The organism is Planomonospora sp. ID67723 (genome assembly GCF_015711605.1).
GTDB lineage: Bacteria > Actinomycetota > Actinomycetes > Streptosporangiales > Streptosporangiaceae > Planomonospora_A.
Window position 1 is genome coordinate 1,410,143 of sequence record NZ_JABTEZ010000002.1, and the last position, 26,990, is coordinate 1,437,132.

Annotated in this window: 29 protein-coding genes; 16 read left to right on the forward strand and 13 right to left on the reverse strand. The window is 72.4% G+C overall.

What is annotated here, in order from left to right; all coding sequences use genetic code 11:
- Positions 1–18: 18 nt before the first annotated feature.
- On the reverse strand, positions 19–438 hold the full coding sequence (gene arfB / locus HS041_RS18935; protein ID WP_196441974.1) for an alternative ribosome rescue aminoacyl-tRNA hydrolase ArfB: 420 nt from the start codon (positions 436–438) through the stop codon (positions 19–21).
- A gap of 31 nt (positions 439–469) precedes the next feature.
- Positions 470–1,111, reverse strand: coding sequence for a TetR/AcrR family transcriptional regulator (locus HS041_RS18940; RefSeq protein ID WP_196441975.1), 642 nt, complete (start codon positions 1,109–1,111; stop codon positions 470–472).
- 67 nt (positions 1,112–1,178) lie between these two features.
- On the opposite strand from HS041_RS18940, the gene HS041_RS18945 reads away from it, so the two are divergent.
- From HS041_RS18945 to HS041_RS18960, 4 genes are all read left to right on the forward strand, one after another.
- Positions 1,179–1,817 carry a hypothetical protein gene (locus HS041_RS18945; protein ID WP_196441976.1) on the forward strand — a complete coding sequence of 213 codons (639 nt, stop codon included), beginning with the start codon at positions 1,179–1,181 and terminating at the stop codon, positions 1,815–1,817.
- A 12-nt stretch (positions 1,818–1,829) separates the two neighbouring features.
- Entirely contained in the window at positions 1,830–2,663 is an 834-nt protein-coding gene (locus HS041_RS18950; RefSeq protein WP_196441977.1) for a hypothetical protein, read from the forward strand.
- A 165-nt stretch (positions 2,664–2,828) separates the two neighbouring features.
- Complete coding sequence (locus HS041_RS18955) at positions 2,829–4,385, forward strand: alkaline phosphatase D family protein (RefSeq protein WP_196441978.1); 1,557 nt, start codon at positions 2,829–2,831, stop codon at positions 4,383–4,385.
- 40 nt (positions 4,386–4,425) lie between these two features.
- Positions 4,426–4,974: a hypothetical protein gene (locus HS041_RS18960; protein ID WP_196441979.1), complete on the forward strand. Its 549-nt coding sequence runs from the start codon at positions 4,426–4,428 to the stop codon at positions 4,972–4,974.
- Here the strand turns inward: HS041_RS18960 and HS041_RS18965 are convergent.
- Complete coding sequence (locus HS041_RS18965) at positions 4,955–6,403, reverse strand: FG-GAP repeat protein (protein WP_196441980.1); 1,449 nt, start codon at positions 6,401–6,403, stop codon at positions 4,955–4,957. The two genes, HS041_RS18960 and HS041_RS18965, sit on opposite strands and share 20 nt — an antisense overlap.
- A gap of 94 nt (positions 6,404–6,497) precedes the next feature.
- On the opposite strand from HS041_RS18965, the gene HS041_RS18970 reads away from it, so the two are divergent.
- Positions 6,498–7,730, forward strand: a complete 1,233-nt coding sequence (locus HS041_RS18970) for a cytochrome P450 (protein ID WP_196441981.1) — start codon at positions 6,498–6,500, stop codon at positions 7,728–7,730.
- Between the two features lie 73 nt (positions 7,731–7,803).
- Here the strand turns inward: HS041_RS18970 and HS041_RS18975 are convergent, their stop codons facing one another.
- Positions 7,804–9,261, reverse strand: a complete 1,458-nt coding sequence (locus HS041_RS18975; RefSeq protein ID WP_196441982.1) for an MFS transporter — start codon at positions 9,259–9,261, stop codon at positions 7,804–7,806.
- A 242-nt stretch (positions 9,262–9,503) separates the two neighbouring features.
- Between HS041_RS18975 and HS041_RS18980 the strand changes: the two genes are divergently transcribed.
- From HS041_RS18980 to HS041_RS19010, 7 genes are all read left to right on the forward strand, one after another.
- Positions 9,504–10,400 carry an STM4015 family protein gene (locus tag HS041_RS18980; protein ID WP_196441983.1) on the forward strand — a complete coding sequence of 299 codons (897 nt, stop codon included), beginning with the start codon at positions 9,504–9,506 and terminating at the stop codon, positions 10,398–10,400.
- Positions 10,401–10,481: 81 nt separating this feature from the next.
- Entirely contained in the window at positions 10,482–11,435 is a 954-nt protein-coding gene (locus tag HS041_RS18985) for an STM4015 family protein (protein WP_196441984.1), read from the forward strand.
- Between the two features lie 70 nt (positions 11,436–11,505).
- Positions 11,506–12,513 (forward strand): STM4015 family protein, encoded by a 1,008-nt coding sequence (locus tag HS041_RS18990; RefSeq protein WP_230879127.1) that lies wholly within the window; start codon positions 11,506–11,508, stop codon positions 12,511–12,513.
- Positions 12,510–13,622: an STM4014 family protein gene (locus HS041_RS18995; RefSeq protein ID WP_196441985.1), complete on the forward strand. Its 1,113-nt coding sequence runs from the start codon at positions 12,510–12,512 to the stop codon at positions 13,620–13,622. The genes HS041_RS18990 and HS041_RS18995 overlap by 4 nt, the downstream gene beginning before the upstream one ends.
- Complete coding sequence (locus HS041_RS19000; RefSeq protein WP_196441986.1) at positions 13,619–14,437, forward strand: STM4013/SEN3800 family hydrolase; 819 nt, start codon at positions 13,619–13,621, stop codon at positions 14,435–14,437. Before HS041_RS18995 ends, HS041_RS19000 begins: the two co-directional genes overlap by 4 nt.
- A gap of 20 nt (positions 14,438–14,457) precedes the next feature.
- Complete coding sequence (locus HS041_RS19005; protein WP_196442592.1) at positions 14,458–15,825, forward strand: STM4012 family radical SAM protein; 1,368 nt, start codon at positions 14,458–14,460, stop codon at positions 15,823–15,825.
- A complete protein-coding gene (locus tag HS041_RS19010) occupies positions 15,812–16,699 on the forward strand; it encodes an STM4011 family radical SAM protein (protein WP_196441987.1) in 888 nt (295 codons plus the stop codon). Before HS041_RS19005 ends, HS041_RS19010 begins: the two co-directional genes overlap by 14 nt.
- A gap of 282 nt (positions 16,700–16,981) precedes the next feature.
- Here HS041_RS19010 and HS041_RS19015 read toward each other — a convergent pair whose 3' ends face one another.
- From HS041_RS19015 to HS041_RS19030, 4 genes are all read right to left on the reverse strand, one after another.
- Positions 16,982–17,197 (reverse strand): hypothetical protein, encoded by a 216-nt coding sequence (locus tag HS041_RS19015; RefSeq protein WP_196441988.1) that lies wholly within the window; start codon positions 17,195–17,197, stop codon positions 16,982–16,984.
- A gap of 521 nt (positions 17,198–17,718) precedes the next feature.
- Positions 17,719–17,943: a hypothetical protein gene (locus HS041_RS19020; RefSeq protein ID WP_196441989.1), complete on the reverse strand. Its 225-nt coding sequence runs from the start codon at positions 17,941–17,943 to the stop codon at positions 17,719–17,721.
- A gap of 224 nt (positions 17,944–18,167) precedes the next feature.
- On the reverse strand, positions 18,168–19,199 hold the full coding sequence (locus tag HS041_RS19025) for a DUF6745 domain-containing protein (RefSeq protein ID WP_196441990.1): 1,032 nt from the start codon (positions 19,197–19,199) through the stop codon (positions 18,168–18,170).
- Positions 19,200–19,226: 27 nt separating this feature from the next.
- Positions 19,227–19,553, reverse strand: coding sequence for a DUF8820 family protein (locus HS041_RS19030; protein ID WP_196441991.1), 327 nt, complete (start codon positions 19,551–19,553; stop codon positions 19,227–19,229).
- A gap of 156 nt (positions 19,554–19,709) precedes the next feature.
- On the opposite strand from HS041_RS19030, the gene HS041_RS19035 reads away from it, so the two are divergent.
- Positions 19,710–20,663, forward strand: coding sequence for a serine hydrolase (locus HS041_RS19035; protein WP_196441992.1), 954 nt, complete (start codon positions 19,710–19,712; stop codon positions 20,661–20,663).
- A 185-nt stretch (positions 20,664–20,848) separates the two neighbouring features.
- Positions 20,849–21,172: an ArsR/SmtB family transcription factor gene (locus HS041_RS19040; RefSeq protein ID WP_196441993.1), complete on the forward strand. Its 324-nt coding sequence runs from the start codon at positions 20,849–20,851 to the stop codon at positions 21,170–21,172.
- A gap of 168 nt (positions 21,173–21,340) precedes the next feature.
- Here the strand turns inward: HS041_RS19040 and HS041_RS19045 are convergent, their stop codons facing one another.
- Positions 21,341–21,955 (reverse strand): TetR/AcrR family transcriptional regulator, encoded by a 615-nt coding sequence (locus HS041_RS19045; protein ID WP_196441994.1) that lies wholly within the window; start codon positions 21,953–21,955, stop codon positions 21,341–21,343.
- A 48-nt stretch (positions 21,956–22,003) separates the two neighbouring features.
- On the opposite strand from HS041_RS19045, the gene HS041_RS19050 reads away from it, so the two are divergent.
- Positions 22,004–22,411 (forward strand): PaaI family thioesterase, encoded by a 408-nt coding sequence (locus HS041_RS19050; protein ID WP_196441995.1) that lies wholly within the window; start codon positions 22,004–22,006, stop codon positions 22,409–22,411.
- 10 nt (positions 22,412–22,421) lie between these two features.
- Here the strand turns inward: HS041_RS19050 and HS041_RS19055 are convergent, their stop codons facing one another.
- Positions 22,422–23,015, reverse strand: coding sequence for a TetR/AcrR family transcriptional regulator (locus tag HS041_RS19055; protein WP_196441996.1), 594 nt, complete (start codon positions 23,013–23,015; stop codon positions 22,422–22,424).
- A gap of 138 nt (positions 23,016–23,153) precedes the next feature.
- Between HS041_RS19055 and HS041_RS19060 the strand changes: the two genes are divergently transcribed.
- Positions 23,154–24,260 (forward strand): winged helix DNA-binding domain-containing protein, encoded by a 1,107-nt coding sequence (locus HS041_RS19060; protein ID WP_196441997.1) that lies wholly within the window; start codon positions 23,154–23,156, stop codon positions 24,258–24,260.
- Positions 24,261–24,293: 33 nt separating this feature from the next.
- Here HS041_RS19060 and HS041_RS19065 read toward each other — a convergent pair whose 3' ends face one another.
- The 3 genes from HS041_RS19065 to HS041_RS19075 are packed head-to-tail and all read right to left on the reverse strand — an operon-like array spanning position 24,294 to position 26,988.
- Positions 24,294–24,947 (reverse strand): biliverdin-producing heme oxygenase, encoded by a 654-nt coding sequence (locus HS041_RS19065; RefSeq protein ID WP_196441998.1) that lies wholly within the window; start codon positions 24,945–24,947, stop codon positions 24,294–24,296.
- A 60-nt stretch (positions 24,948–25,007) separates the two neighbouring features.
- Entirely contained in the window at positions 25,008–26,255 is a 1,248-nt protein-coding gene (locus HS041_RS19070; RefSeq protein WP_230879128.1) for an acyltransferase family protein, read from the reverse strand.
- Entirely contained in the window at positions 26,248–26,988 is a 741-nt protein-coding gene (locus tag HS041_RS19075; RefSeq protein ID WP_196441999.1) for an alpha/beta hydrolase, read from the reverse strand. The genes HS041_RS19070 and HS041_RS19075 overlap by 8 nt, the downstream gene beginning before the upstream one ends.
- Between the last annotated feature and the right edge of the window lie 2 nt (positions 26,989–26,990).

Sequence of the window (26,990 nt, forward strand, 5' to 3'; positions counted from 1 at the left end):
CGACCCGGAGGACGGTGTTCAGATGTCGCGGCGCAGGCGCTTGATGTCGGAGCGGTGCTTCTTGGCGGTGATGCGGCGCTCGATCGCGCCCCTGCTGGGCTTGGTGGGACGGCGCTTCTTGGGAGGCGGGGCGACGGCCTCGCGCAGGAGCTGGGCCAGGCGCATCTCGGCGGCCTCGCGGTTGCGCAGCTGGGAGCGGAACTCGGAGGCGGCGATGGTGACGACGCCCCCGGTCAGCCGGGAGGCGAGGCGCTCCAGGGCGCGGGTCTTGAGGAGCGGGGGCAGGGCCTCGGTGGCGGCCAGGTCGAAGCTGAGCTCGACGCGGCTGTCGGTGGTGTTGACCCCCTGGCCGCCGGGTCCCGAGGAACGCGAGAACCGCCAGTGGAGCTCGGCCTCGGGGATGGAGACCGAGCCGCTGATCTGAAGCGGGCCGGGCATGGCGGGTGACTCCTTCGTGCGGGGGTGGGGTTCAGCGTAGCGAGCGAACGCACCCATCGATCAACCGGTTTATCCCCCATTCGGCTTGTTCTGGCGAGTTCCAGGCCGCGGCCGTCGCGGCCGTCGCCGCGGTGAGCGGGGGGCCGGCGGCCAGTGCGGTCCGGCGCGCCTCCAGGGTCTCCGCCTCGCTCGTTCCCGGTCCGGGCAGGTCGGCCGCCGCGAGCGCGGCCGAACCGAGCACGTGCACGATCACCGCGTACGCCGCCCGCGCGGCGTCGTCCGGGCGGAGCCCGCCTTCGGTGAAGGCGGCCAGCAGTCCTTCGCCCACCATGACCGCGTTCGGTCCGTTCATCGGGCCGGAGAAGAAGAACGGCACGACGCCGGGCCTGGACAGCAACTCGGCCCGCAGGCGCAGGGCGTAGCCGGTGATCCGCTCTCTCCAGGGGGTGCCTCCGGCCAGCGCCGCGGGCCCCGCCAGCTCCAGCAGGTGTTCGACCACGACGCCTTCCAGCGCGACCCGGTCGGGCACGTAGGTGTAGAGGGTGTTCGGCCGCACGCCGAGGCGGGCGGCGACGCCCCGGAGGGTCGGAGCGGCGGCGGGTTCCTCGTCGAGCAGTTCCATGACCGCGTTCACGATCTTGGAGACGTCGAGGCTGCGCTTGGGGCCTTTCATTTCGTCATTGTACGGTGTATAAACTCTGTACGACGTACATTATACGCCGTACAGAAAAGGAGTGATCATGAAGAGAACGGCGATCCTGCTGGTGCTCGGCGCTCTGGCGGCCAACACGGCCTTCGCCGGCCTGGCGGCCGTCTTCGACTACCCCGACGTACTGGCGGCCCCGGCCGCGCAGGTGATGGCGGACTTCCGCCATGACCAGGCGGCCGTCAGCGCGCTGTTCCTGCTGCTCGCCCTCGGCGCCGGGCTGCTGGCACCCATCGCGGCCGGGCTGGCCCCGCTGACCGGCCGCCTCGCGTTCCGCGTCGGCGTGGCGGCGGCGGCCGTCCAGGTCGCGGGACTGCTGCGCTGGCCGCTGGCAGTGCCCTTCGTGACCGATCCGGAGACCTTCCGGATGCTCGGGACCGTGCTCGGTACGGTGATCGGGGAGACCACGGGCTATCTGCTGACGGCGGCCTGGACGGTGCTGGTGACCAGGGTCGTGGGGGGCCGGGTGCTCAGGGCGTGCGGCCTGGCGGCCGCGGCCCTCGTCGTCTCCGGGGTGCTCGTCCCGCTCGAGGTGCCGGGGGCCGATCTGGCGAACTTCGCGGGATACGTGCTGTGGAGTGGCTGGCTGGTCGGACTCGCGGTGGTCTTGTGGCGCTCGTCTCCTTCCGCCACAGTGGCTTCCCAGGGGCAGGCCGTACGTGCCGGTGGATGAGAGGCGGGGGTCGTGAGCGCGATCGTGGGCGTGCACGGGATAGGCAAATACCGCTACTACCGCGACGCGGGGAACTCGGTCGCCGGGGCGGCGGCGGCGATGCGCGGCAAGTGGGACCGCTACCTGCACGGCGGGCTCACCGGCGGCGCGCCGCACGCCGGAGAGCGCTACATCACCGAGATCGCCTACTACGCCCACCTGCTCGGCGAGCACAAGGACGACTCCCCGCGCGCGGTGCAGAGCATGGACGCGCGCTCGCAGGAGGTCTTCGTCGCCTGGGCCAGGCAGCTCGACGCGCTCGGGGAAGGGCTGACCGGGGCGCTGCACCGGGTGGCCGGCTGGCTGCTGGACCGCCTGCCGGACCGGGCCGCCGACTTCGCGAGGATCTTCGCCCCCGAGGTCGCCGCCTATCTCGACGCCGGTGGCGAGGCGCGGGCCGGGGCGCGGGCGGCCGTGGCCGAGGTGATCCGGCGCACCCGGCCCCAGGTGGTCGTCGCGCACTCCCTCGGCAGCGTGGTGGCCTACGAGACGCTCTGGGACGACCCGGATCTGGAGGTGGAGCTGCTGATCACCCTCGGCAGTCCGCTGGGCATGCGGAACGTGGTCTTCGAGCACCTGCTGCCCGCCCCGGTGAACGGCTGGGGGGAGCGGCCCCGCCAGGTGGGGCGGTGGGTGAACATCGCCGACAGGCACGACATCGCGGCCATCCCGCCGGGTCTGCGGACGTGCTTCACCGGCGTGGACCAGGAGTTCCTGGTCGACCTCGACTGGGTCGACTTCCACACGGTGGAGAAATACCTGGGGTGCGGCGCACTCAACGACCACCTGAGGCCGTACCTGTCCTGACGGCGTTTCTTCACCTGGCGGCAGGAGGGACGCCGTCTGCCGGTAGGCCGGTGTTCAATGACGCCGGGTAACGCCTGGGCAGTGCCTCCGCCTGTGCAGCGGCTGTTCATCTTCACTTGCATCGCAGGCCACAGTGGGTACAGGCGCGGCGGTTGCACTGAACGTGTGGAGCAGAGCCTGTCACGCAGAGTGTTCCTTTCCGGCGCCGCCGCGGGTGCGGGCGGCCTGTTGCTCACCGGGGCGGGACACGCCCCCGCCCTGCGGCCGCGGACCCTGGCCGCGGACCCGTTCACCCTCGGCGTCGCCTCCGGCGACCCGTCGGCCGACGGCTTCGTGCTGTGGACCCGCCTGGCGCCCGACCCCCTGGGCGTGAACGGCCGCGGCGGCATGCCCGCCCGGGACGTGGACGTGCAGTGGCAGCTCGCGGCCGACGAGGGGTTCACGAAGCCGGTGCGCTCCGGCACCGCGAGCGCGCGATGGAGGCAGGCCCACAGCGTCCACGTGGAGCTGGACGGGCTGGAGCCGGGCCGGGAGTACTTCTACCGCTTCCGCGCCGAGGGGCACCTGTCCCCGGCAGGCCGCACCCGCACCGCCCCGGCCGGGTTCTCCCCCCTGACCTTCGCCGTCGCCGCCTGCGCCCACTACGAGCACGGCTACTACACCGCCTACCGTCGGCTGGCGGAGCAGGAGCCCGGTCTCGTGGTGCACCTGGGCGACTACATGTACGAGTACGCGCCGCAGGGGTACACCGCGCCCGGCGGCGGCGTGCGGCAGCACACCTGGGGCAAGTGCGAGACCCTGGCCGACTACCGGATGCGGCACGCGCAGTACAAGAGCGATCCCGACCTGCAGGCGGCGCACGCGGTCGCACCGTGGCTGGTCTCCTTCGACGACCACGAGATCGAGAACAACTGGGCCGCCGGCGTCTCCAGCACCGGGGCGCCCGCGTTCAACCGGCGCCGGGCCAACGCCTTCCGGGCCTACTACGAGAACATGCCGCTGCGGCGCTCCAGCGTGCCCGGCGGATCGTCGATCCGGGTGCACCGGCGGGTGGACTGGGGGCCGCTGGCCCGCTTCCACCTGCTCGACACCCGCCAGTTCCGCGACGACCAGGCGTGCGAGGACGGCGTCAGGGCGGGCTGCGACGACCGGCTGGCGCCCGGGCGCACCCTGCTGGGCGAGGACCAGCGGCGCTGGCTGCTCGACGGGCTGGCCGCCTCCGGGGCCCGGTGGAACCTGGTGGGCCAGCAGATCCTGATGGCCCAGCGCGACCATCGGGCCGGGCCCGGCACCGAGGTCAACCTGGACTCCTGGGACGGCTACGCCGCCGAGCGCACCCGGCTGCTGACCGGCTTCCGCGACTCCGGCGCGGCCAACCCGGTGGTGCTGACGGGCGACGCGCACATGCACCACGCGGCCGACCTCAGGCTCGACTTCGACGACCCCGACTCGCCCCGGGCGGCGGTGGAGCTGGTCACCTCCTCCATCGCCAGCGACGGCGACGGCTACCGCGACGAGAGCCGGGTCGCCGAGCTGACCGCGGAGAACCGGCACATCTCCTACCTGGACCAGCGGCGCGGCTACATCGTCTGCCGGCTGACGGCCGAGGAGCTCCAGGCCGACTTCCGGGTCCTGGACTACATCAGCCGCCGCGGGGCCCCGGCCAGGACCGGCGCCCGGTTCACCGTGCCGGCGGGCGAAAGAGCGCTCGATCCCCGCTGATCTCCTTGTGGAAACTCATAATGTGTGGTGAAAACCCAGTATGAGTAGTCTCGCGTCGAGGCTCGCCGTCGCGACCCTCGCCACCGCGCTGGGCGGAGCCCTCCCGGCCCAGAGTCCCACCGCCGCGGACTCGGCGGCCGTCGTCACCGCCGCGGACTCGGCGGCTGTCGTCACCGCCGCGGACTCGACGGTCGCCGGGTCCGACGTCACCGCCTCGGTCACCTTCGGCAAGTACGTCCGCAGAGGCGGCCAGGTCACCTACAAGGTCAAGGTCGTCAACAGGAGGTACGCGGGCGAGGCGTCGGTCCTGGTCGCCGGGAACTTCCCGCCCGGCACGCGCGGGGTGAAGGTGGCCGGCAAGCCCCGGGGCGTCACCTGCGAGGTCCGCAAGCGGCGCATCCTGGACTGCGAGGTCGCCTCTCTCGGCAGGGGCGGCAAGGTCGTGCTGACGGTCCGCGCCCGGCTGTCGTCGGCCGAGCGCGGCACGTACGTCGCGAAGTTCGGCCTGAGCTACGTCGCGGGCGGCAGCGGGCATCTCTGGGAGCGGGACGAGGTCCGCTTCACGAAGTTCACGACCCGGATCGTGTGATCGCGTAGCCGAACAGGGTGTCTCCGGCGGCGGTGGCGAAGGTCGTCGCCGCCGCCCGGCGCAGGCCCGGGTAGGCGCCCTCGCGCACGCCGCCGCGCAGCAGGGTGAGCCTGCCCGCCCTCGGGGCCGCGATCACCAGGCTCCGGCCGGGGACGGCGGCCAGGGCCGCGCCGAAGTCCCCGCCGCCGCCGGTGATCAGCAGATCGTTCTTCTTCGTCAGGCCGCCGGACCTGGTCCCGGCGAGCACCTGGACGGCGTTCTCGCCCGGCACCCCGATGGCCAGCTCGTCATCGCCGTCGCCGTTGAAGTCACCGGCGGCCAGTGCCGCGCCGAACCGGTCGAAGTAGCGGGGCCTTCCCTTCAGCCCCCGCTGTGACCAGGCCTCCGAGTTCGCGGTCTGCAGGCCGTCGCGCGCGCCGTAGACGGTCACCACGGTGCCGTCGCCGTAGTCCATCGCCCGCTGGTTGGCGGTCAGCCCCTCACCGGGCACCCCGACGGCCAGATCGTCGCGGCCGTCGGCGTTGAAGTCGCCGACGGCCAGCGCGGCGCCGAAGGCGTCCCAGGCCTCGGCCCGGCCGGTGACCCACGGGCTGTCCTGGGTGAGCTGGACGGCCTTGCGGCGGCGTACGTCGAGTACGGTGACCGAGCCCTGCCCGTTCTTCAGGATCGTGTCGGCCGGCGCGCCCGCGGCGATCTCGTCCCGCCCGTCGCCGTCGAAGTCGCCGGTCGCGAGCACGGCCCCGAACTGGTCGGTCACCCGCTCGGCCTGGTCCACCCAGCCGCTGTCCTGAGTGACCACGTACGGCTTGCGCCCCTTGAGGCCGTGCACGCCGACGCCGCCCCCGCCCAGTCCGGGGATCCCGATCACCAGCTCGTCGTCGCCGTCCCCGTCCAGGTCCCCGGAAGCCAGGGCGGCCCCGAACCGGTCGGGGCCGCGCCGGCGTCCCAGGTCGCCGGCGTCGAGCACCGCGCCGGGCCGCAGGCCGTCCGGCGAGCCCCTGAACAGGTGCACGGCACCGCGGCCGTCGGCGCCGGAGCCCGCCCGGTCCTCCTCGGAGACCCCCACGGCCAGGTCGGCGCAGCGGTCGCCGTCGAAGTCGCCGGCGGCCAGTGCCGAGCCGAACGCGTCGCCGGCCTCGGCCTCACCGGGTACGCCGGGGCCGTCCTGGGTGAGCCGCCGCTCGGTGCGCATGCCGTACAGGACCGTGACGGAGCCGGCGCGCGCGTGCCCGCCCACCGTCGCGTACGGCGCGGCGACCGCGAGGTCGGCGCGGCCGTCGCCGTCGAAGTCGGAGGGCACGCCGGAGCAGGCCCGCCCGGCCGGGAGCGGCCAGGAGAGCGGCGGGGCCGCGGCCGGAGCGGGGGAGACGGCGGAGGGAGAGAGAAAGGCGGCGGCGAGGGCGGAGGAAGTGAGGAGCGCAGCTCTCATATCCGTGATGTTTCCCGGCGTTCCGGACACCTGCCCCACCGGGAGATGACATCTGCGTGACCGGGGCACGTAATCAACGTGCCAGGATTGGAGCATGGACATCGACCTGGCTGACCTGGGGTTCTGGCGGCGCCCGCTCGCCGAGCGGCACGAGGCGTTCGCGCGGTTGAGACAACTCGACCAGCCGGTGTTCTTCGCCGAGAAGCGGGTGCCGCTGCTTCGCTCCGGCAAGGGCTTCTACGCGCTGGTGCGCCATGCCGACGTGGTCGAGGCCAGCCGCAACGCCAAGGTGTTCTCCAGCGAGCCCGCCGTGACCAATCCCGAGCCGCCGGGATGGGTGAAGCACGTGTTCGGCGAGTCGATGGTCAACATGGACGACCCCAGGCACGCCCGGCTGCGCCGCATCGTCTCCCGGGCGTTCAGCCCCAGGATGCTGTCCAACCTGCAGGGCGACATCGACAAGGCCTGCGCGCGGATCGTCGACGACGTGGTTGCGGCCGGTCCCGGCGGCGACTTCGTCGGCCAGGTGGCGGCCCGGCTGCCCATCCACGTCATCTGCGACATGATGGGCGTCCCCGACGACGTCCGGGAGCAGGTGCACCGGCACGTGGACGTCTCCACCGCCTACACGGGCGTGCGGCCCAGCCTGGCGCACACCGTCCGGATGGCGGCGCAGAACATGCTCGCCCTGCTCGCCCTGCAGCGCATGGTGATCAGACTCGGCAGGGAGCGGGCCGAGAATCCCACGGGTGACCTGGTCTCGGCGCTGGTCACCGCGAACGTGGACGGGGAGCGGCTGACCGACCGCGAGCTCGGTTCCTTCTTCGCGCTGCTGCTGGTGGCGGGCAACGAGACCGCGCGCAACACCATGGCGCACGGCATCAAGCTCCTGACCGACAACCCCGGGCAGCGGCGGCTGCTGCTGGAGGACTTCGACGGCCGCATCGGCGGCGCGATCGAGGAGATGGTCCGCTACGTCTCGCCCATCATGCAGTTCCGCCGCACCGTCACCCAGGACTACGACCTGCGCGGCCTGCACCTGAAGGCGGGGGACAAGGTCGTGCTCTTCTACGGCTCGGCCAACCGGGACGAGGAGGTCTTCCCCGACCCGGACCGCTTCGACATCACCCGTGACGCCAAGGCGCACGTCGGCTTCGGCGGTCCCGGCCCGCACTTCTGCCTGGGGGCGAACCTGGCCCGCCAGGAGATCCGCACCATGTTCCGCGAGCTGTTCGCGCGGCTGCCCGAGGTCCGCTCGGTGGGCGAGCCGGAGCTGCTGCTGTCCAACTTCGACAACAGCGTGCGCAGTCAGCGCTTCGCCTTCTGACCCGGCGCCCGCCCGGCGGCGACTTCGTCCGCGAGGCCCGACGCCGTCGGTGTGCGTATGGCCGTCAGCGTCTTCAGCCCCGCCGGGGGAGATCGCCCGCGGCGGGCGCGGCCGGCGGCGGGGCCTCGACCGGGCAGCTCGTGCAGGGCTGTGAGACGGCCAGGACGTTCTCCCGGATGGTGAGGAAGGTGATCAGTGCGGAGACCGCCATCATCGCCGTGCCGATCAGCATCGTCGTGCGGAACCCCGAGGTGAACGCGGTGGCGGAGGTGAAAGCGTCGCCGGTCAGGCCGACCAGCGGCGGGATGGCGGCCACCGCGAGCAGGCTGCCGGTGCGGGCCACGGCGTTGTTGACGCCGCTGGCCACCCCGGCGTACCGGTCCTCGACGGTGGCCAGCACGGTCGCGGTGAGCGGTGCGACCGCCGCCGACAGGCCCAGCCCGAACAGGGCCGCCGGGAGCAGCACGTCCGCCACGTAGCCGGATCCCTCCCCGATCCGGGACATCCACAGCAGCGCGGCGGCGCAGAGCAGGATGCCCGCCGTCATCGGGATCCGCGGCCCGATCCGCTTGGCCACCTCGCCCGCCCGCGCCGACAGCAGCAGCATCAGCACCGTCACCGGGATCATCGCCGACCCGGCCAGCAGCGGCGAGAAGCCCGAGGAGACCTGGAGCTGGACGACCAGCAGGAAGAACACCACGCCCATCGCGGCGTACATGACGAACGTGACCGCGTTGACGGCGGTGAACACGCCGGAGGCGAACACCCCGACCGGCACCAGGGCGTCCGGCGAGCGCCGGACCTGCAGCCAGACGAACGCCGCGCCGAGGGCCGCTCCCGCCGCGAGCGGGAGCGGGAGCAGGTCGACGAGCCCGTAGGTGATCCCCGCCAGGGCCGTGGCCGCCAGGGCCGCACCGAGCACGTCGAACCGGCCGGTGGCCCCGGCGTCCCTGCTCTCCGGCACGTGCCGCACGGTCACCGCCACCACGAGCGCGGCCACCGGCAGGTTGATCAGGAACACCCACCGCCATCCGGCCGTGTCCACCAGCCATCCGCCGAGCAGCGGTCCCACCGCCGCGGCCACCCCGCCCAGCCCGGACCAGGCGCCGATCGCCCGGGGCCGGTCCTCGCGGTCGAAGGACGCCTGGATGATCGCCAGGGAGCCGGGGGTGAGCAGCGCCCCGCCCACCCCCTGCAGGGCACGGGCCGCCACCAGCGTCTCCACATTGGGCGCCAGCCCGCACAGCGCCGAGGCGAGCGCGAACCAGACGACCCCGACGAGGAAGACCTTGCGCCTGCCGTACCGGTCCCCGAGGGAGCCGCCGAGCAGGATCAGTCCCGCCAGCGTGAGCGTGTAGGCGTTGACCGTCCACTGCAGACCTGCCATGTCCGCGCCGAGCGCCGCACCGAGCGCGGGCAGCGCCACGTTGACGACCGTGCCGTCCAGCAGTGCGATCCCCGAGCCCAGCACGGTCGCCAGCAGCACCCATCTCCCGGTGGGTGAGGCGAACCGGATGTGGCCGTCGTCCACGGCGCCCGTCCTTTCCGATGCCCGCGCACGACCGCCCGCGGTGTCCGGTGACCCATCTCGCAGGATCACCGGAACAACGGTCCCCTCCGCCTGATTCCCGGCCAGGGAGATCACGGGACTCCGGTTGGAAAGAGCCGGAGGCGCGGAGCGGGGAACGTCGGCGATCTCTGGTAGGACATGGAGGCTACCCGCGATCCCGCAGAAGACCACAGAGGATCACAGAGAATCACAGAGGACCGCAGATGACCGACGAGAACCTGACAGAGGACGGCACCTGGAACCTGGCCGGCGACCCTTTCGACACCGCGCCGGCCGGTGACGCCGATCCGCCGATCCGGCAGCGGTTCGACGACTTCATGGCCGCCAGGAACCCCGGCCGGGTGCGCCGGATCGTCGTGGGCTGGTGGGGAGCCGGATACGAGGGCCACACGTCCGAACTTCCCGTCAGGCTGCTGAGCGGGGCGGCCGACCGGCTGCAGAACGTGCGGTCGATCTACCTCGGCGACATCAGCCAGGAGCAGTCGGAGATCTCCTGGATCGAGCATGGCGACGTGACCCCGCTGCTGGAGGGCTTCCCGAAGCTGGAGAAGCTGGTCATCAGGGGGAGCAGCGGACTGCGACTGCGGCCGGTGCGCCACGAGGCGCTGCGCGTGCTGGAGTTCGAGAGCGGCGGCCTGCCCGCCGAGGTCGTCCGGGCGGTCGGCGCGTCGGAGTTCCCCGCCCTGGAGAACCTGGACATGTGGCTCGGCGTCGACGAGTACGGCGGCGATGCCACGGTCGCCGACCTGGGGGAGATCCTGGCGGGGGAGCGGCTGCCCTCGCTGCGGCACCTGGGGCTGCAGAACAGCGAGATCCAGGACGAGATCGCCGCGGCGGTCGCCTCGGCCCCGATCGTCGCGCGGCTGGAGGCGCTGAGCCTCGCCATGGGCACGCTGACCGACGCGGGCGCCGAGGCGCTGCTGTCCGGCCAGCCGCTGACCCACCTCAGGCGCCTGGACCTGAGCCACCACTATCTGACCCACGCGATGATGGACCGGGTCCGGAAGGCGCTGACGGGAGTGGTGGTCGACCTGTCCGACCGTCAGGAAGAGGAAGAGGACGGCGAGGAGGTCTGGCGCTACGTCGCGGTGTCGGAGTGACCAGGCGAGAGCCCCTGTCCTGAAGTGTCGGCGATCTCTGGTAGGACATGGTCCGTCGTGTTCCGCCTCTCAGGAGCCCCCATGGATCTCACCGAGTTCAACGACCGTGTCGGCAACCTCTCCCAGGGGCGCTACGCCGGTCTGCCCATCGCGCCGGTGCCCGACGAGGAGGACACGGAGGTCCCGGCCGCGGGCGAGACGGCATGGCGCCTCTCGGTCGCGACCTACGACGCCGAGGAGACCTTCGAAGAGCAGTTCACCCGCTTCCTGGAGAAGGTGGACGCCTCCGCCGTCAAGGCGATCATCATCGGCGAGTGGGAGGACGCCTACGAGGAGAGCAGCGCGATGATCGTCCGGCTGCTTCTGGACAACGCGGATCGCTTCCCGCAGCTGCGGTCGGTCTTCCTCGGCGCGATGGAGGGGGAGGAGTGCGAGATCTCCTGGATCAAACAGGCTGACGTGACGCCGCTGCTGGAGGCGTTCCCCCTGCTGGAACGGCTGGAAGTGCGCGGTGGTGACGGGTTGGAGCTGAGGCCGGTCCGCCACGAGGCGCTCAGGGTCCTGCGGTTCGAGAGCGGCGGGCTGCCCGCCGGGGTCGTCCGGGCGGTGGGCGCGTGCGACCTGCCCGCGCTGGAGTACCTGGAGGTCTGGCTCGGTGTCGAGCAGTACGGCGGCGACGCCCGGGTGACGGACCTGCAGGGGATCCTCTCCGGCGAGCGGCTCCCGGCGCTGCGGCACCTGGGGCTGCAGGACAGCGAGATCCAGGACGAGATCGCGGCGGCGGTGGCCGGGGCGCCGGTGGTGGCCCGGCTGGAGGCGCTGAGCCTCGCCATGGGCACGCTGACCGACGCGGGCGCCGAGGCGCTGCTGTCCGGCCAGCCGCTGACCCACCTCAAGCGCCTGGACCTGCACCACCACTACCTGACCGACGCCATGGCCGCGCGCGTCCGCGCCGCCCTGCCCGGGACCGGGATCGACCTGTCCGACCAGGAGGACATCGACAACGACTGGCGCTACGTCGCGGTCTCGGAATGAACCGGTGAAGGACGACGGCGCCGCTGGCGGACCCGCGGTGCGATTGAACGGATCGCAGGAGAGCTCGCAGATGGAGAGTCCACGATTGAACGTCTTCGACGGCTTCGGCGACGGGTTCCCGCCCGACATGGAGCACTACCGGACTCGCTACGCAGGGCTGCCGCTGGCAGAGACGTCCCATTCGCAGCAGCCGTCCGCTGCCGAGGCGGCATGGACGGTGGGAGCCTGGGAGTTCCAAGACGTCGGAGGCGATTTCGCCGCCAACCTCGCCCGCTTCGTGGAACACGTCGACAGCACTCAAGTCCGGGCGCTGATCGTGAGCGGTTGGGAGCAGCCCTACCGGGAGAGCGCCGACCACGTCGTCGCCGCGCTCGTCGAGAATGCCGCCGCGTTCCCCGCGCTCCGGGCGATCTTCCTGGGGGACATGCCGTCCGAGCGGTGCGAGATCTCTTGGATCAAACAGGCTGACGTGACGCCGCTGCTGGAGGCGTTCCCGCTGCTGGAACGTCTGGAGATCAGGGGTGGCAGCGGCCTGCGGCTCAGGCCCGTCCGCCACGAGGCGCTCAAGGTCCTGCGGTTCGAGAGCGGCGGGCTGCCCGCCGGGGTGGTGCGGGCGGTCGGCGAGTCGGAGTTCCCTGCGTTGGAGCACCTGGAGCTGTGGCTGGGCGTCTCCCAGTACGGCGGCGACGCCACCGTGGCCGACCTCGCCGGGATCCTGTCCGGTGAGCGGCTGCCCGCGCTGCGCCGTCTCGGCCTGCAGGACAGCGAGATCCAGGACGAGATCGCCGCGGCGGTCGCCTCGGCCCCGATCGTCGCCCGGCTGGAGGGACTCGCCCTGTCGATGGGAGTGCTGACCGACGCCGGCGCCGAGGCGCTGCTGTCGGGCCAGCCGCTGACCCACCTGAAGGTGCTCGACCTTCACCACCACTATCTCGGCGAGGAGATGCAGGAGCGGATCCTGGACGCGCTGCCCCGCCGGGTGAACCTGGCCGACGCTGTCGATCTGGTGGAGCACTTCGGATACGACGATGACGACGAGTGGGATGAGAGCGACCGGTTCGTGGCGGTCTCCGAATGAGCGGCCCGCTCCTGGCGGTCGTCGGCACGCCCGGGGACCGGCGGGTGACGATGTTCGCCGACGCCTGCGTCCGGTACGGCCTGCGCCCGCCGCAGGTGGTTCCCTGGACCTCGGTGCTCGGGGGCGAGGAGATCGCCCTGGAGCCCGCGACGCTCGTGCGGATCGACTCGCCCGGGGAGGACGCCGAGACCGACGCGCTGCTGCGCGGTCCCGGCGAGCCGTCCCGGGTCGGCGGAGGCGCGCGCTGGTACGCCGCGTTCACCGCGGGGATGCAGCGGGTCCGCGAGGCCGTGGAGCGCACTCCCGGGGCGGTGCTGCTCGGCGACGTCGACGAGATCGCGGTCATGTTCGACAAGCGGCTGTGCCATGCGCGGCTGACGGCCGCGGAGGTGCCGGTGCCGCCCGCGCTGACCGGGCCGGGTGAGGCCGCGACCGAGGGTCCCATCGAGGGATACGCCTCGCTGCGCGAGCGGATGGACCGGGCGGGATGGGGCCGGGTGTTCGTCAAGCCCGCGCACGGCTCGTCGGCGTCCGGGGTGATCGCCCTGCACGCCGCCGGGAGCCGGGTCACGGCGGTGACGTCGGTGGAGTTGTCCTCGGGCGGGCTGCACAATTCGCTGCGGGTGCGCCGCTACGAGCGGGAGGCCGACCTGGCGGTGATCGTCGACCGGCTGGCCGGGGACGGCCTCCACGTCGAGCGCTGGTTCCCCAAGGCGGGCCTGGGCGGGCGCACGCTCGACCTGCGGGTGGTCGCCGTGGACGGCACGCCCACCCACGCGGTGGTCCGCGCCAGCCGTACACCCATGACGAACCTGCACCTGGGCGGCGCGCGGGGTGATCTCGGCGCGGTCCGGGCCCGGCTCGGCGAGCGGGGATGGGCGCGGGTTCTGGACGTCTGCTCGCGGGCGGCGGCATGCTTCCCCCGGAGCCCGTCCGTCGGGGTCGACCTGATGATCGGCGTCGACTGGAGATCGGTCGCGGTGGCGGAGGTCAACGCCTTCGGCGACCTGCTGCCCGGTCTGACCGGCTTCCCCGGCGGCGGCGCCGAGGGCCTGGACACCTACGACGCCCAGGTCCGGGCGGTGATGAGGATCTCATGCGGGACATGAACACGATCGTGGGGAGCCACGATCTGCTGCTGGTGACGCTCGACACGCTCCGCCACGACGTGGCCGACGAACTGGTCCGGGCGGGGCGGCTGCCGAACCTGGCGCGGGCGCTGCCCGGCGGGCGGTGGGAGCGGCGGCACAGCCCGGGCAGCTTCACCTACGCCGCGCACGCCGCGCTCCTCGCCGGGTTCCTGCCGACCCCGGCAGAGCCCGGGCCGCATCCGCGGCTCTTCGCCGCCACGTTCCCCGGCAGCGAGACCACGACCGGCGGGACCTGGGTGTTCGACGCGCCCGACCTGCCCGCCGGGCTGGCGAAGGCGGGCTACCACACGATCTGCGTCGGGGGCGTGGGGTTCTTCAACAAGCTCACCCCGCTCGGGTCCGTGCTGCCGGGGATGTTCGCGGAGAGCCACTGGGAGCCGGACTTCGGCGTCACCTCGCCGGCCTCGTTCGAGGAGCAGATCGCGTGCGCGGAGGGGGCCGTCGCCCGGGCGGCGGCACGGGAGGACGGACCGGTTTTCCTGTTCGTCAACGTCTCGGCGCTGCACCAGCCGAACTGGTTCCACCTGCCGGGGGCGACCCGCGAGCACGGGGACAGCCGGGAGAGCCACGCCGCCGCGCTGGAGTACGTCGACCGGCACATCGGCAGGTTGTTCGCGCTGGTGAGCGAGAGAAGGCCGGGGTTCGCGATCGTCTGCTCCGACCACGGAACCGCCTACGGTGAAGACGGATATATCGGGCATCGGGTGGGTCACGAGGTGGTCTGGACCGTGCCGTACGGAGAGTTCGAGCTGAGGCGGGGAGAGTGGCGGTGACCCGGGGATCCGGTGGGCGGATGCTGCGGACGGCGGAGGACGGCTCGCCGTCGGGCCCCTACCAGGGATACGTCTACGCCTACCCGCACAAGACGGCCTACCGGCCGCTGGAACCACGCCCGGCGCTGCGCGAGGTGTGGGCGGGTGAGCCGACGGACCGCCTCTTCCTGTACCTGCACATCCCGTTCTGCGAGATGCGCTGCGGGTTCTGCAACCTGTTCACCAGGACCGGCGCCCCGGAAGAGCTGGTCGCCGCCTACCTGGACGCGCTGGAGCGGCAGGCGCACGCCGTACGGGACGCTCTGGACGGCCCGAGGTTCGCCACCGCCGCGATCGGCGGCGGCACGCCCACCTACCTGAGCGCGGGCGAGCTGACCCGCATGTTCGACCTCACCGAGCAGATCATGGGCGCGGACCTGCGCGGCGCGCCCCTGTCGGTGGAGACCTCGCCCGCGACCGCGACGGCCGACCGGCTCGCGGTCCTGGCCGAGCGGGGCACGACCCGCATCTCGATCGGCGTGCAGAGTTTCGTCGACGCCGAGGCGCGGGCGGCGGTCCGGCCGCAGAAGCGCGCCGAGGTCGAGACGGCGCTCGGACGCATCAGGGAGACCGGGTTCGAGGCGCTCAACCTCGATCTGATCTACGGCATCGACGGGCAGACGGAGCCGTCGTGGCGATACTCGCTGGACGCCGCGCTGGAGTGGAAGCCCGAGGAGATCTACCTCTACCCGCTCTACGTCCGCCCGCTCACCGGCCTCGGCCGCCGGGCCCGCGACTGGGACGACCACCGGCTCGGCCTCTACCGCCACGGCCGCGACCATCTGCTGGCCGCCGGGTACGAGCAGGTGTCGATGCGGATGTTCCGGTTGCCGGGAACGGGGAGCGCGACCGAGTACTGCTGCCAGAGCGACGGCATGGTCGGCCTCGGCTGCGGGGCCCGCTCCTACACCTCCGCCCTGCACTACTCCTACGAGTACGCGGTCGCCGCCGGCCAGGTACGGGGGATCATCGACGACTACGTCCGGCTCGCGCCGGAGGAGTTCGCGTTCGCCAACGTCGGCTTCCGCCTCGACTCCGGCGAGCGCCGCCGCCGCCACCTGATCCAGTCGCTGCTCCAGGCCGAGGGGCTGGACGCCGGCGCCTACCGGACGCGCTTCGGCACCGAGGTCACCGAGGACTTCCGCGACGACCTGGAGCGCCTGGCGGAGCGGGGCTGGCTGGAGCCTTTCGCCGCAGGGAACGCGGCCCCGCCGCCGAGCCGGGCGGGCCACCGCGGGGCCGACCGGCTCCGGTTGACCGCCGAGGGCCTCGCGCACTCCGACGCGATCGGCCCGGCGCTGTTCTCCGGCAGGGTCCGCACGCTGATGGCCGAGTATGAAGCCCGCTGACGCCGGCTCCGCAGGCGGAGCCCCGGCGGACGACTCCGGGCACCTGACGATCCTGTACCGGGGGCCGCTGTCGAGCTGCGACTACGACTGCCCCTACTGCCCGTTCGCCAAGCGCCGCGACAGCCCGGAGCGGCTGCGGGCCGACCGGGCGGCGCTGGAGCGGTTCACCGGGTGGGTCGCCGGGCGGGAGCACCCCGTCTCGGTGCTGTTCACACCCTGGGGCGAGGGGCTCGTCAGGTCCTGGTACCGGCGCGCGATGGTCGGGCTCAGCCACCTGCCGCACGTCCGGCGGGTCGCGATCCAGACCAATCTCAGCTGCCGCCCGGACTGGCTGGCCGAGGCCGACCTGGGCACGCTCGCCCTCTGGGTCACTTACCACCCTGATCAGGTCGCCTACGAACGATTCATCAAGAAATGTCGTGACTTGATGGCCAAGGGAGTCCGGTTCAGCGTCGGCATCGTCGGCCTGCCCGAGCACCTGGAGCACGCCCGGCGGCTCCGGGCCGATCTCCCGGACGCGGTGTACCTCTGGGTGAACGCCGCCGAAGGCCACCTCTACACCGACGGCGAGGCGGCCGGGTGGACGGCGATCGACCCGTTGTTCCACTACAGCCGCACCCCGCACCGCAGCGCCGGGCAGCCCTGCCGTACCGGCGACAGCGTCGTCTCCGTGGACGGCGACGGCACCGTACGGCGCTGCCACTTCGTCCCGGCGGTGCTCGGCAACCTCTACGACGGCACCTTCCGCCGCCGTGCCCGGCCGTGCCCGGCGGCGCTGTGCGACTGCCACATCGGCTACGTGCACCTGGAGCCGACCGGTCTGTACGACGTCTTCGCCGGGGGCGTCCTGGAGCGCATCCCGCACGGTCGCTGACCCGGTCCTGTCCGCCACGTCCGCTCGGACGGGTGCGGCATGGCGGGACCGGCATGCAAAAGCGGCCCTACGGCCGCTTTCCATGGTCGTCAAGCCGCTTTCCGTTCCGTCTTCTGGTCTTCCAGAAGGGTCCCCTGAACGGGGAGGGTTCCAGCAGGACGGTGACCTCCTGACTCTCGGGTATCCCTCGTTGACCTCCCGGCCGGCACGGGCTCCCGGAGACGGACCGTCTCCGGGAGGAGCATCCGGCTGCGCGAGCGCCCCGGTGCCTTCCGGAGGAGATCAGTTTTCGATGATGCCGAGGAACGCGAAGTCGAACAGGTCGTTCAGGACCTCGTTGTGGTTGCTGTCGTCGATGTAGATGTAGCTGCCGCCGTGGTGGTGCCAGCCGTGGTCCCGGTCGTCCCAGTCCCGGTCGCCGCCGGCTGCGGCGGGGCCTGCGAAGGCCAGGGTGGCGAAGCCTGCGATGGCTGCACCGGCGATGATACGACGGATCATGATTTTTCCTCCATGGGAATAGGGAATCATCGATGACTTCCGCGACGGACCGTGCTCGGTCGATCGCTCGTCGTACTCAATGGTCTCACTTGTCCCAGAGGTCGCTCCAGGGGGTTTCCTCCACATTCGACCATAGGCTTGCGATGTCTTTTGGTAGGTGTCAGTGTTTCCCCGGCCGCCCTGTCCCGTCTTTGCTGTCGGCATTCTGGGCGCATTCCCTGTGGCCGCCGGGCCGGTCCCGTGCCGTGGGTTCCGCTCGCGTGGCGGTGTATCACCGGGTAGGCGACACAAAAAGCGGCTTCACGGCCGGTAGATGGCCGTGAAGCCGCTCTTTGCTGATATTTTGAATTGCCAGAAGTGTCCCCTGAATGGGGATGGCGTTGCAGAAGGAAGGCCTTATCCCAAGTATTTGGGAAACCCCTCGGTCATTTCCCGGCCGGCACGAGTGCCCGGAGGCGGACGACCTCCGGGCAGAGCCGCCCGGCACGTGCGGCCGGGCCCCCGGTGCCCCCGGGAGGGGGTCAGTTCTCGATGATGCCGAGGACCGCGATGTCGATGAGGTCGTTCAGGACCTCGTTGTGGTTGCTGTCGTCGATGTAGACGTAGCTGCCGCCGTAGCCGCCGCCGTGGCCGCCGCCGCCGTGGCCGCCGTGGCCGCCGTTGTCGCAGCCGGCTGCGGCGGGGCCTGCGAAGACCAGGCCTGCGAAGCCTGCGATGGCCGCGCCAGCGAGAATGCGCCTAATCATGAGTTTTCCTCCATGGAAACAGAGAATCATCGATGACTTTAGCGACGGACCGTTTCCGGTGAGCCGCTCGTCGTCATAGATGCTCTCACCGCTCAGGGCGTCGTTCCAGGCGATTTCCACTGCGTTCAGCCAAAGGCTCGCGATGTTTTTTTAGCGATGGCCAGTGTTTCACTCGCCCCTCCGCACCGATTCACCGATCGGCGTGGGGAAAGCGACGGGCGGCGTCAGGTCTCGCGTTCGGGGCGATAGTCGGCCTCGGACATACCGAAGGTCCATGCCACGCCGGCGCGGGCGGTACGGGTGGAGGGCGGGACGCGCAGCCAGTACTTGCGGAAGGTGCCGTCGGGCTCGGCGGTGGAGTTGACCACCTCGACCATCACCACCGGCTCGTCGTCGGGCAGGTCGATCCGCCAGAGCACGCCCGTCTCGTCCTGATGCAGCGGGGTCGCGCCGGACTCGGCGAGGTAGCGGTCGTAGCCGAAGTGCTCCAGCATGACCCGGCGCAGCTCGGCGTTGCCCTCGGTGCGGATGCGCTCCGGGGTCAGCGTCGCCATGGAGGCGGCGAAGTCGGCCGGGACCGGCATGCCGCCCCAGGCGTGCACCGCGAAGCCGTCGGGGAAGAGCAGAGCCGGAGCGCCGGCGCGGTGCAGGCGGTGCAGCTCGTCACGGTGCAGCTCGGTGGGCCGCTCGCAGACGATGGCGACGTGTTCGAACGGCCACCACCAGCCCGCCGACCGGGCCACCCGGACCAGGCCCTCCACCTCCGGCCTGCCGAGCGCGTCGAACAGCGCCAGCCACGGCGCGTCCTGCTGGCCCAGCACCGCGTCCAGCGTCGAGGCGCGCAGCGCCGCCCCGGCGGCCTCGGAGTCCTCCGTCGCGGCGATGCCCTGGCGGATCCGGGTGACCAGCGCGCTCACCGGGTCCCACAGCCGCCCGCCGGTCAGCGACCAGGCCACCGGCCAGTCCGCCGGACCCAGCGAGGCGTGCACCTCGGCCCTGGCCTGCTCCCAGGGCCGGGTGCGCACCTGCTCGCGCACCGATCTCCCGGCGCCCAGCGTGGTGATCGCCCGCGCGCCGGCGGCGGGCGAGTCGACCCAGATGATCTTCTCTGGCTCGGCCAGCCCGGCGGCCCGGTAGGCGAGCCGCACTCCCGCCTCGGCCGCGGGGCGGTCTGCGGGACCGGTCTGGAAGGCCACGTCCTCCCAGCGCAGCGCCGCCGCGGTCAGCACGTCGGCGAGCTCCATGGTGACGGTCATTCGGCAGGCTCCTGTCGTTGGGGGACTTCAGTCGGCGACGACGCGGAAGGCGCCGGGGACGTACTCGCGCTGGCGCTGCACGCGGTACCAGCCCTTGGGGAGGGGGATCGCCGCGTGCTCCTCGTGGACCACCCGGCCGCCGGAGGGGACGTGCAGGAAGTCGGGGTCCATCGGGCGCGGGGACCGGACCAGGACGCCGGGGCCGACCACGGCGTGGGCGTGACCGGTCGCCTCGCCCAGGGCGAGCACCAGGCGGCCGCGGGCGTCGCGCGGCGCGGACGGGGCGGCCTGGACCGAGGCGGGCACGGCCTCTTCTGGGACGGGCACGATCAGGATGTCGCCCTGACGGTACATGTGTCGCTGCTCCTCGGATCGGGGTTGATCGAAAACTAGCGCCCGCCACCGACATTTCCGGGCCCTCCTCGGTCGGCATCGGACCCTCACCGGCGCGCCCCCCTCGTGTGAAAGTTTGATATTCCGAACTTTCGGATTATCGGTTAAGGTGGAGCCATGAACTCCATCCTGAGCATCTCCCTGGCGGCCATCCTGGTGGCCCCGGCGGCCGATGCCACCCCCGCTTCCGCCGGTCTCGAGGACGCCGAGGCCGTTCTTGCCCACATCCGGGCCCACCCCGGTGACGTTGCGCTGGTGACCCGGGGCATCAGCCACAACGCCGATCGCCTCGCCCCGGTGGCGTCGGGCATCAAGATCATTCATCTCGCCGCCTACGTCGACGCGCTCCGCAGGGGCAGGGTCGAGCCGGGCGAGCGTGTCCCCACGGCTTTGTGGAACGCCTACCATGTGCCGGGCACCGACGGCGGCGCTCACGAGAAGGCGCTCAAGCGGCTCAAGGCCGGCGTGAGCGTCACGCTCGACCAGCTCGTCTCCGCCATGATCGAGGAGAGTGACAACGCCGCCGCCGACCTGCTCCGCGACCGCATCGGCCCCGGTGAGCTGCGCCGGATCGCGCAGACCCGCGTCGGTACGATCAACGGCGAGATCCTGCGCGCCTTCGGCGGTTGCACGCTGTCCGCGGACGCCTGCCTGAAGCGGTACGTCAAGACGGGCAGGCAGGTCTCGCCCGCGCTGCCGGACTTCACCCGGCAGGCCGCGTGGGCCGAGACCGTGATCCGCGTGGAACCCGGTGTCCTGCGCCGGGTGCTGGCCGGTCTCAGGAAGGACAAGGTGGCCGGCAGGCACCTGGAGTGGCCGATGCGCCAGCCCGGCGCCGACCCCGCCACGCTGCGCATCGGCACCAAGGGCGGTGCGCTGCCCGGCGTCATCAGCGAGGCCATGTACACCGTCCGGCCCGGGGAGAAGCCCCGCGAGACCGTTCTGGTCCTGCACCGGCTGCCGGAGGCCACCTGGTACTCCGGGATGCGCAGCTATGCTCATCAGGAGTTCATCGTGCGGCTGACGACCGATCCCGCCTTCTTCGCGAAGGTGCGCGCGGCGCTGGAATGAGGGAGTGAGGTGAGGTTCCGCTGACTGGCGTCGACGACAGGCTCCAGGACCTCGAGGCGCGGGTCGCGGCCCTCGAGGCCAGACTCACCGCCTCCGCCGGAGCGACGCAGGCGGCCGACGATGACACCGGCCTGCTCACCTACGGCGGCCGGGCCAGGTTCGGCGGCTACCAATGGGAGTGGGAGATGAGCCGCTTCCCCGGCTGGCTGCTCAGGCGACCGGCCGCGCCCCTGGCCGCCATCCTGGCCGCCGCCGGGCACCCGGCGCGCTTCGAGATCCTGCAAATGCTGGTCACCGGGCCCCAGCCCATCGCTGAGCTCCAGGCCGCACTGGGGCTCGCCTCCCCCGGTCAGCTTTACCACCACCTCAAGACGCTGGCCTCGGCCGGGCTGGTCGAGCAGCCCGAACGGGGCGTCTACCGGGTGCCGGCGCATGCGATCTTCCCCGTGCTGGCCCTGGCCGCCGCCGCGACCGACGTGGCCGAACGCTCCGGCACGGAGACCGGCTAGCGCCGGCGCCGTGGGGCTCGGCGACCGGCTGACGGCGCTCACCGGGCTCGGCCGATCGGCACGGCCGCCTCGGCGGTCTTCGCCGCGTCCCTCCGGCATCGCGTGCCGGGGCGGGCCGGCTCCACTCGATCCGGAGCGGACCGCGGTCTCCGCCGAAGCCGGAGCGCCTCAGCCGGCGGCGCTTCGGTTCCGCCGTGGGGCGGAGGCGGACACCGCCGTGTCGAACAGGTCGGCGACCTCGTCCATCGTCTCGAGGATCGGTCGGCCGTCCTGCTCGACACGGGCCCGTACCAGTGATCCCTCGAGTGCGGCGATGGCGAGTCCCGCGAGGCGGCGGGCGCGGGCGGGCGGCACGGATGCGGCGGTCAGCCCGTCTTCGAGCACTGCGGACCAGGTGGCGAACGCCTCGCGCCCGGCAGCCGTCACGCCGGGTTCCTGCGGAGTGAGCTCGAGCAGCGTGGTGGTGATCGGTGACCCGTCCCGGAAGCCCGATTCGGCCATCCAGCCGGCGACCATCCGTGCGTAGGCGCGCAGCACCATGGAGGGGGAGGACTCGCGCGCTGCGAGGTCTGCCAGTGTTCTGCCGACCAGCCTGCCCGCCTGCCGGGTCACCTCCTGGCCGATCTGCACCTTCCCCTGCGGGAAGTAGTGGTACAGCGAGCCCTTCGGCGCGCCGCTGGCGGCCAGGATCTCGTTGAGCCCGGTCGCCGCGTAGCCCTTCTGCCGGAAGAGGGCGGCGGCGGCGCGGACGATCGCCTCGCGATGCTTGGCCGGAGCGGACATGGCGGGTGACCTCGCTACTCGGAACCGTGGTTATATAGACTAGTCTATATGGAATCTTCCGGTGATCTTCTCGTGCAACTGCGCCAGGTCAACTCGGCCGCGGCGTTCAACCGGTGGGCCGGCTTCGAGGTGACCGAGGCGGCACCCGGCCGGGTCTCCCTGCAGATGCAATGGCGAACGGAATTCGGCCAGTACGCCGGACACCTGCACGCCGGCCTCGTGTCCGCGCTCATCGACACCGCATGCGGCTTCGCCGCATTCACGCTCTCCGGTCTGGTCGTCGCCTCGCACTGCGCGGTCAACTACCTGGCCCCCGGATCCGGCTCCGCCTTCGTGGCAACCGCCGAAACGGTCAAGGCCGGCAGGCGACAGATCTTCGCCCACGCGGAACTCCGCGACCACGACTCCGGCAGGCTCATCGCCAACGGCCAGACGATTCTCATCCCTGTCGCCTGACGCCGCGGCGTCAGGCGCCCAGAGCGCGGAGCACGAAGCCGGAGACGGTCTCCTCGGCCTGCTCCACCGTCACCGTGCCGCCGAGCAGCGGCAACCGCTCGGCCCCGATGACGGCCATGATGATCCGCGCGGTGGCCGGTACGTCGGGGGCCTGGAAGGCGCCCGCCTCCACGCCGCTGTCGATGATGCCGGTCAGGATGTGCTGCATCGGCGCGACGTGCTCGGCCAGGCGCTGGTAGGCGTCGGGGCCCAGGGCCGCCGACAGGTCGGCCGGGCCGGGGTGCGGGTGGGCGAGCAGGCCGGCGAGCTGGAGGCGGACGAACACCCGCAGCCGCTCGGCGGGAGAGGCGTCGCCGGGCAGCTCCCGCTCGTAGGCCTCGATGAAGTAGTGCGTCACCCGCTCGGTGAAGGCCAGCAGCAGCGCGGCCTTGTCGGGAAAGTAGTTGTACAGGACGGTCCGGGTGATCCCCGCCTCGTTCGCCACGTCGGTCATCGAGATGGCGTCGATGCCCTGGTCGCGGGAGAGCCGCGAGACCGCCTGCAGGATGCGGTCCTGGGTCTGGGCGCGGTGCTCGCCGATCGTCGCGGCCGAAATGCGGGGCATGGTCCCATGGTCGCACAGGCCCGGCGGTTCGGGCTTGGTCGATCCGGCCCGAACCCGCCGCCATTGCGGAAGCTAACTTTCCGCAATGAGTGGCATCGTTGCCACCGGCGGCGAGACCGCCAGAACGGGAGACGACCCATGACGCTGCTCGGCCCCAGGGCGCTCAACCGCGCCACCCTCGACAGGCAGCTGCTGCTGCGCCGCTCGGAGCTGACGGTGCCGCAGGCGCTGGAGCGGCTGGCAGGGCTCCAGGCCCAGAGCCCGCACACGTGGTACATCGGGCTGTGGTCACGGCTGGCGGACTACGCGCCGGAGGGCACGGCGCGGCTGCTGCGCGAGCGGGCCGTGGTGCGGATGGCCCTGATGCGCTCGACCATCCACCTGGTGACCGCCGCCGACTGCCTGTGGCTGCGGCCCCTGGTGGAGCCGGTCATCGAGCGCATGACGATGGCCAACTTCCGCCGCGGCCTGGCCGGTCTGGACCGCGCGGAGCTGGTGGCGGCCGGCCGCGAACTGCTGGCGGAGCGTCCGATGGCCTTCAGCGAGCTGGGGCGCGCACTGGCCGGGCGGTGGCCGGACAACGATCCGGCCTCGATGGCCCAGGCGATCCGCGCGTCGGTACCGCTGGTGCAGGTGCCGCCGCGCGGCGTGTGGGGCGAGAGCGGGCCCGCCGCCCACCAGGCGGTCGAGACGTGGCTCGGGCGGCCGGTGGAGACCGGCGCCTCGCTGGAGCGGCTGGTCCTGCGCTACCTGGCCGCCTTCGGCCCGGCGACCGTCCGCGACGTCCAGCACTGGTGCGGGCTGACCCGGCTCGGCGAGATCGTCGAACGGCTCCGGCCGGGGCTGGCGGTCTTCCGCGACGAGCGGGGGCGCGAGCTGTTCGACCTGCCGGACGCGCCGCGCCCGGACGCGGACACGCCCGCGCCGGTGCGGTTCGTCTACGACTACGACAACCTGCTGCGCTCGCACGCCGACCTGAGCCGCCTCGTCACGGTGGACTACGCCGCGCAGGGGTTCGGCATGACCGGGGAGGAACCGAGTTCGGTCCTGGTCGACGGCTTCGCCGCCGCCACCTGGAAGCTCGTCACCAGGCGCGGGACGGCGACGCTGACGGTGCGCCCGTTCCGGAAGCTGACCGGGGCCGAGGAGGAGGCGGTGAGCGCCGAGGGCGCCGCCCTGCTGGCCTTCGCCGCGGCAGGGGCGAAGGCCCGTGACATCGTGTTCGCACCGCCGCAGCCGGGATGAGACGGGCGGGAGGGCGGCTCCCGTCCGGGCCGGTCAGGCGGCGGGCTCGGAGCGCGCCACCCGGCCCAGGTCGGCCAGCACCTCGGTGTTGAGCTGGTAGGCGAGCTTGGTCTCACGGATGATGCGCTGCTTCTCGGCCTCGTCCACGGGCAGGGCGTCCAGCCGGGCGCGGTACTCGTTCTTGAACCGGGGCAGGCTGCCGACTGCGTCGAAGCGGTAGAAGTCGACGCCGCCCCCCGCCCCGTAGCCGTAGATCTTCTCCAGCTCCATCCGGATGAACTGGCCGCCGGACAGGTCGCCCATGTAACGCGTGTAGTGGTGGGCGATGTAGCCGCCGGGCCAGGCGGCGACCTGCTCGATGCGGGCGACCAGGGTCCGGGTCGGCTTCGAGGGCTCGATCCTGCTCGACCAGCCGGAGCCGTAGACCGTCTCCAGGTCGCGGACCAGCGCCTCCTCGCGGTAGAGCTCGGGGAAGACGAACGGCGCGGCGATCGGGTCCCCGGCCAGCGACCGGGAGGCGTTGTCGAGGGCGACGTAGGCGAAGTAGTGCTGGGCGACCATCTCGCCATAGGCCTCACGGCTGAGCCGCCCCGTCATCAGGGCCTTGAGGTAGCTCTCGTCCTCGGCCGACTCGTGCGCGCCCCAGGTGGCGCTCCTGAGCACTTCGGAGAACGGCGACTCAGTCATGATCACTCCGTGACGAAGGGGTCTTTCATGACACAGTGTCACAAAGGATCGGAGTTCACGTCAAGCCGATGACGACGTCCTGTCATTTAACCGCTTTCCCAGCGGCCACGCGAGCGCGAGCAGGGCCGCGAACACCGGCAGCCAGGCCAGGCGGTGGAGCAGCCAGGCGGCCTCGACGGGCGGGGTGAGCAGACCCGGGACGGCGCCGTGGCGGAGTGCGACCAGGGCCGTCACGGCGGCCACCGTCAGATGCCAGAGGAAGATCGTCATTGCGGACAGGTTGACCGCCGCGACCACCGCCCAGAGCCGGGGCCGCCGCATCAGCCGCGCCAGCGGCCCGCGGGCCAACAGCGCCAGGCCCACCTGGGCGGTCCCGAAGGCGACGGCGGCGAGCGTGGGCGGGCTGAGGTTCGACACCTTCGCTCCGGTCACGCCCACCATGCTCGCCGGATAGCCGAACGCCGCCACCAGGACCGCCGCTCCGGCCGCTCCTCCGGCCAGCAGCGTCACCGCCGCCCGCCGGGAGGCGAGCGCGCCGCCCGCCCAGCCCATCCCCAGCGCGTACGGCACCAGCCACCCTGCGGCGAGGTTCACCCACCCCAGCCAGGCCGGTCCGCCCAGGCCGAACCTGACCGCGTCCACCGCGAGCACCACCGCGACCGCCGAACCGGCCGTCACACCCGGGCGCACCTTCAGCAGCAGGGGGGTGGCGGCGGTGAGCACGACGAAGACCGCCAGGAACCAGAGCGGGCCGAGCGCCGGGAGCGCCAGCGCCCTGATCGACGAGTACGGCATGCCGTGCAGCACCAGCCCCGCCGAGATCCCCGCCCACACCAGCACGAGCGGGACCACCGGCCGCAGCAGCCGCCCCATCCTGGCCCGCGCCCACGCCGGACCGCCCGCCCCGGACCGCCCGCCGCCCGCCGCCCGCAGGCTGCGCGCCGCCGCGTAACCGCCCACGAAGAAGAAGACCGCCAGCGTCTGCAGCACCCACGACAGCGGTGTGAACTCCGGCAGCCGGCTCAGCGGGCTGGAGACGGACAGGGTCCCCCGGGGGCCGGGCACCCAGGCCGTGACCAGCCAGTGCCCCAGCACCACTCCGCAGATCGCCAGGGCCCGCAGCGCGTCCACGCCCCGGTCGCGTCCCGCCGGCGTCATCGCCTCGACCCGCCCCGCCCATCCGGGCGCCGTTCCCGTGGGCCGGTGCCCGCCTCCGGCGCGCTCCGCGGTCTCCCGCCCGGCCGTCGCCCGTCCCGCGCCCGGGAGCCGCGCCTCCGGCACCGCCGTACGGTGTCCCGCGTCAGGCATGGGACACCTCGGAGGTCCGCCCCAGGGCGATCAGGGCGAGGTTGCGAAGGGACTCGCCGCCCGGCGCGAGGTAGTCGCTGTGCCCGGCCGCGCCCGTGGCGAACACGCGGGAGCCGAAGCCGGGCTCCGCCGGGTCGCGGCCGAAGCCCAGCGGGCCGATGCGGATCTTGGGGATGCCGCGCGCCCAGTCCGCGGTGCCGCTCCCCGCCCAGAGCCGGACGCCTCCCAGCTCGGCGGCCGAGGACACCCCGAGCCCGGGGCTGCCGAACACGGCCAGGCCGTCCGCCCGGACCCCCGGAGCGGCCTTGGCGCACACCACCGACCCGTAGCTGTGGCACAGCAGGGTGACCCGCTTGCCGCGGAGCGTCTCGTTCACGTAGCGCCGCAGCGCAGGGCCGCCCTCCTCAGCGGCCCAGCCGGTCGCCGCCTCCAGGCTGACGGTGGCCGGGCTGTCGTAGCCGAGCCAGGCCACCACCGCCAGCCGCGCGCCCGGGTCCAGCGCCCGCGCCTGAGCCAGCAGCGCCCGGGCTCCGCCTCCCGGAGTGCTGTGCACCTTGGCCCGCCCGCCGTCGAAGGTGGCGGCCGTGGTGTCGGCGCCCGGGACGATGACGGCCACGTGCTCCGCCGTGCCGAGGTCGCCGTAGACCCGGACGATCCGGTCGCCCTGCGGTGAGGGGACGACCAGGTAGGTGAGCGCGGCGACGGCCGCGACGGCGAGTGAGGGGCGGAGCATGG

Bases quoted from the DNA above. Each gene is read 5' to 3' on its own strand.
- HS041_RS19040 (WP_196441993.1), top strand. From the start codon at position 20,849: ATGAGCCGCTTCCCCGGCTGGCTGCTCAGGCGACCGGCCGCGCCCCTG.
- HS041_RS18995 (WP_196441985.1), top strand. From the start codon at position 12,510: ATGAGCGGCCCGCTCCTGGCGGTCGTCGGCACGCCCGGGGACCGGCGG.
- HS041_RS19010 (WP_196441987.1), top strand. From the start codon at position 15,812: ATGAAGCCCGCTGACGCCGGCTCCGCAGGCGGAGCCCCGGCGGACGAC.
- HS041_RS18940 (WP_196441975.1), bottom strand. From the start codon at position 1,111: ATGAAAGGCCCCAAGCGCAGCCTCGACGTCTCCAAGATCGTGAACGCG.
- HS041_RS19020 (WP_196441989.1), bottom strand. From the start codon at position 17,943: ATGATTAGGCGCATTCTCGCTGGCGCGGCCATCGCAGGCTTCGCAGGC.
- HS041_RS19060 (WP_196441997.1), top strand. From the start codon at position 23,154: ATGACGCTGCTCGGCCCCAGGGCGCTCAACCGCGCCACCCTCGACAGG.
- HS041_RS19065 (WP_196441998.1), bottom strand. From the start codon at position 24,947: ATGACTGAGTCGCCGTTCTCCGAAGTGCTCAGGAGCGCCACCTGGGGC.
- HS041_RS18990 (WP_230879127.1), top strand. From the start codon at position 11,506: ATGGAGAGTCCACGATTGAACGTCTTCGACGGCTTCGGCGACGGGTTC.
- arfB (WP_196441974.1), bottom strand. From the start codon at position 438: ATGCCCGGCCCGCTTCAGATCAGCGGCTCGGTCTCCATCCCCGAGGCC.
- HS041_RS19035 (WP_196441992.1), top strand. From the start codon at position 19,710: ATGAACTCCATCCTGAGCATCTCCCTGGCGGCCATCCTGGTGGCCCCG.
- HS041_RS18980 (WP_196441983.1), top strand. From the start codon at position 9,504: ATGACCGACGAGAACCTGACAGAGGACGGCACCTGGAACCTGGCCGGC.
- HS041_RS19030 (WP_196441991.1), bottom strand. From the start codon at position 19,553: ATGTACCGTCAGGGCGACATCCTGATCGTGCCCGTCCCAGAAGAGGCC.
- HS041_RS18945 (WP_196441976.1), top strand. From the start codon at position 1,179: ATGAAGAGAACGGCGATCCTGCTGGTGCTCGGCGCTCTGGCGGCCAAC.
- HS041_RS19025 (WP_196441990.1), bottom strand. From the start codon at position 19,199: ATGACCGTCACCATGGAGCTCGCCGACGTGCTGACCGCGGCGGCGCTG.
- HS041_RS19000 (WP_196441986.1), top strand. From the start codon at position 13,619: ATGAACACGATCGTGGGGAGCCACGATCTGCTGCTGGTGACGCTCGAC.
- HS041_RS19005 (WP_196442592.1), top strand. From the start codon at position 14,458: ATGCTGCGGACGGCGGAGGACGGCTCGCCGTCGGGCCCCTACCAGGGA.
- HS041_RS19055 (WP_196441996.1), bottom strand. From the start codon at position 23,015: ATGCCCCGCATTTCGGCCGCGACGATCGGCGAGCACCGCGCCCAGACC.
- HS041_RS18965 (WP_196441980.1), bottom strand. From the start codon at position 6,403: ATGAGAGCTGCGCTCCTCACTTCCTCCGCCCTCGCCGCCGCCTTTCTC.
- HS041_RS18985 (WP_196441984.1), top strand. From the start codon at position 10,482: ATGGATCTCACCGAGTTCAACGACCGTGTCGGCAACCTCTCCCAGGGG.
- HS041_RS18960 (WP_196441979.1), top strand. From the start codon at position 4,426: ATGAGTAGTCTCGCGTCGAGGCTCGCCGTCGCGACCCTCGCCACCGCG.
- HS041_RS19075 (WP_196441999.1), bottom strand. From the start codon at position 26,988: ATGCTCCGCCCCTCACTCGCCGTCGCGGCCGTCGCCGCGCTCACCTAC.
- HS041_RS19050 (WP_196441995.1), top strand. From the start codon at position 22,004: ATGGAATCTTCCGGTGATCTTCTCGTGCAACTGCGCCAGGTCAACTCG.
- HS041_RS19045 (WP_196441994.1), bottom strand. From the start codon at position 21,955: ATGTCCGCTCCGGCCAAGCATCGCGAGGCGATCGTCCGCGCCGCCGCC.
- HS041_RS18970 (WP_196441981.1), top strand. From the start codon at position 6,498: ATGGACATCGACCTGGCTGACCTGGGGTTCTGGCGGCGCCCGCTCGCC.
- HS041_RS19015 (WP_196441988.1), bottom strand. From the start codon at position 17,197: ATGATCCGTCGTATCATCGCCGGTGCAGCCATCGCAGGCTTCGCCACC.
- HS041_RS19070 (WP_230879128.1), bottom strand. From the start codon at position 26,255: ATGCCTGACGCGGGACACCGTACGGCGGTGCCGGAGGCGCGGCTCCCG.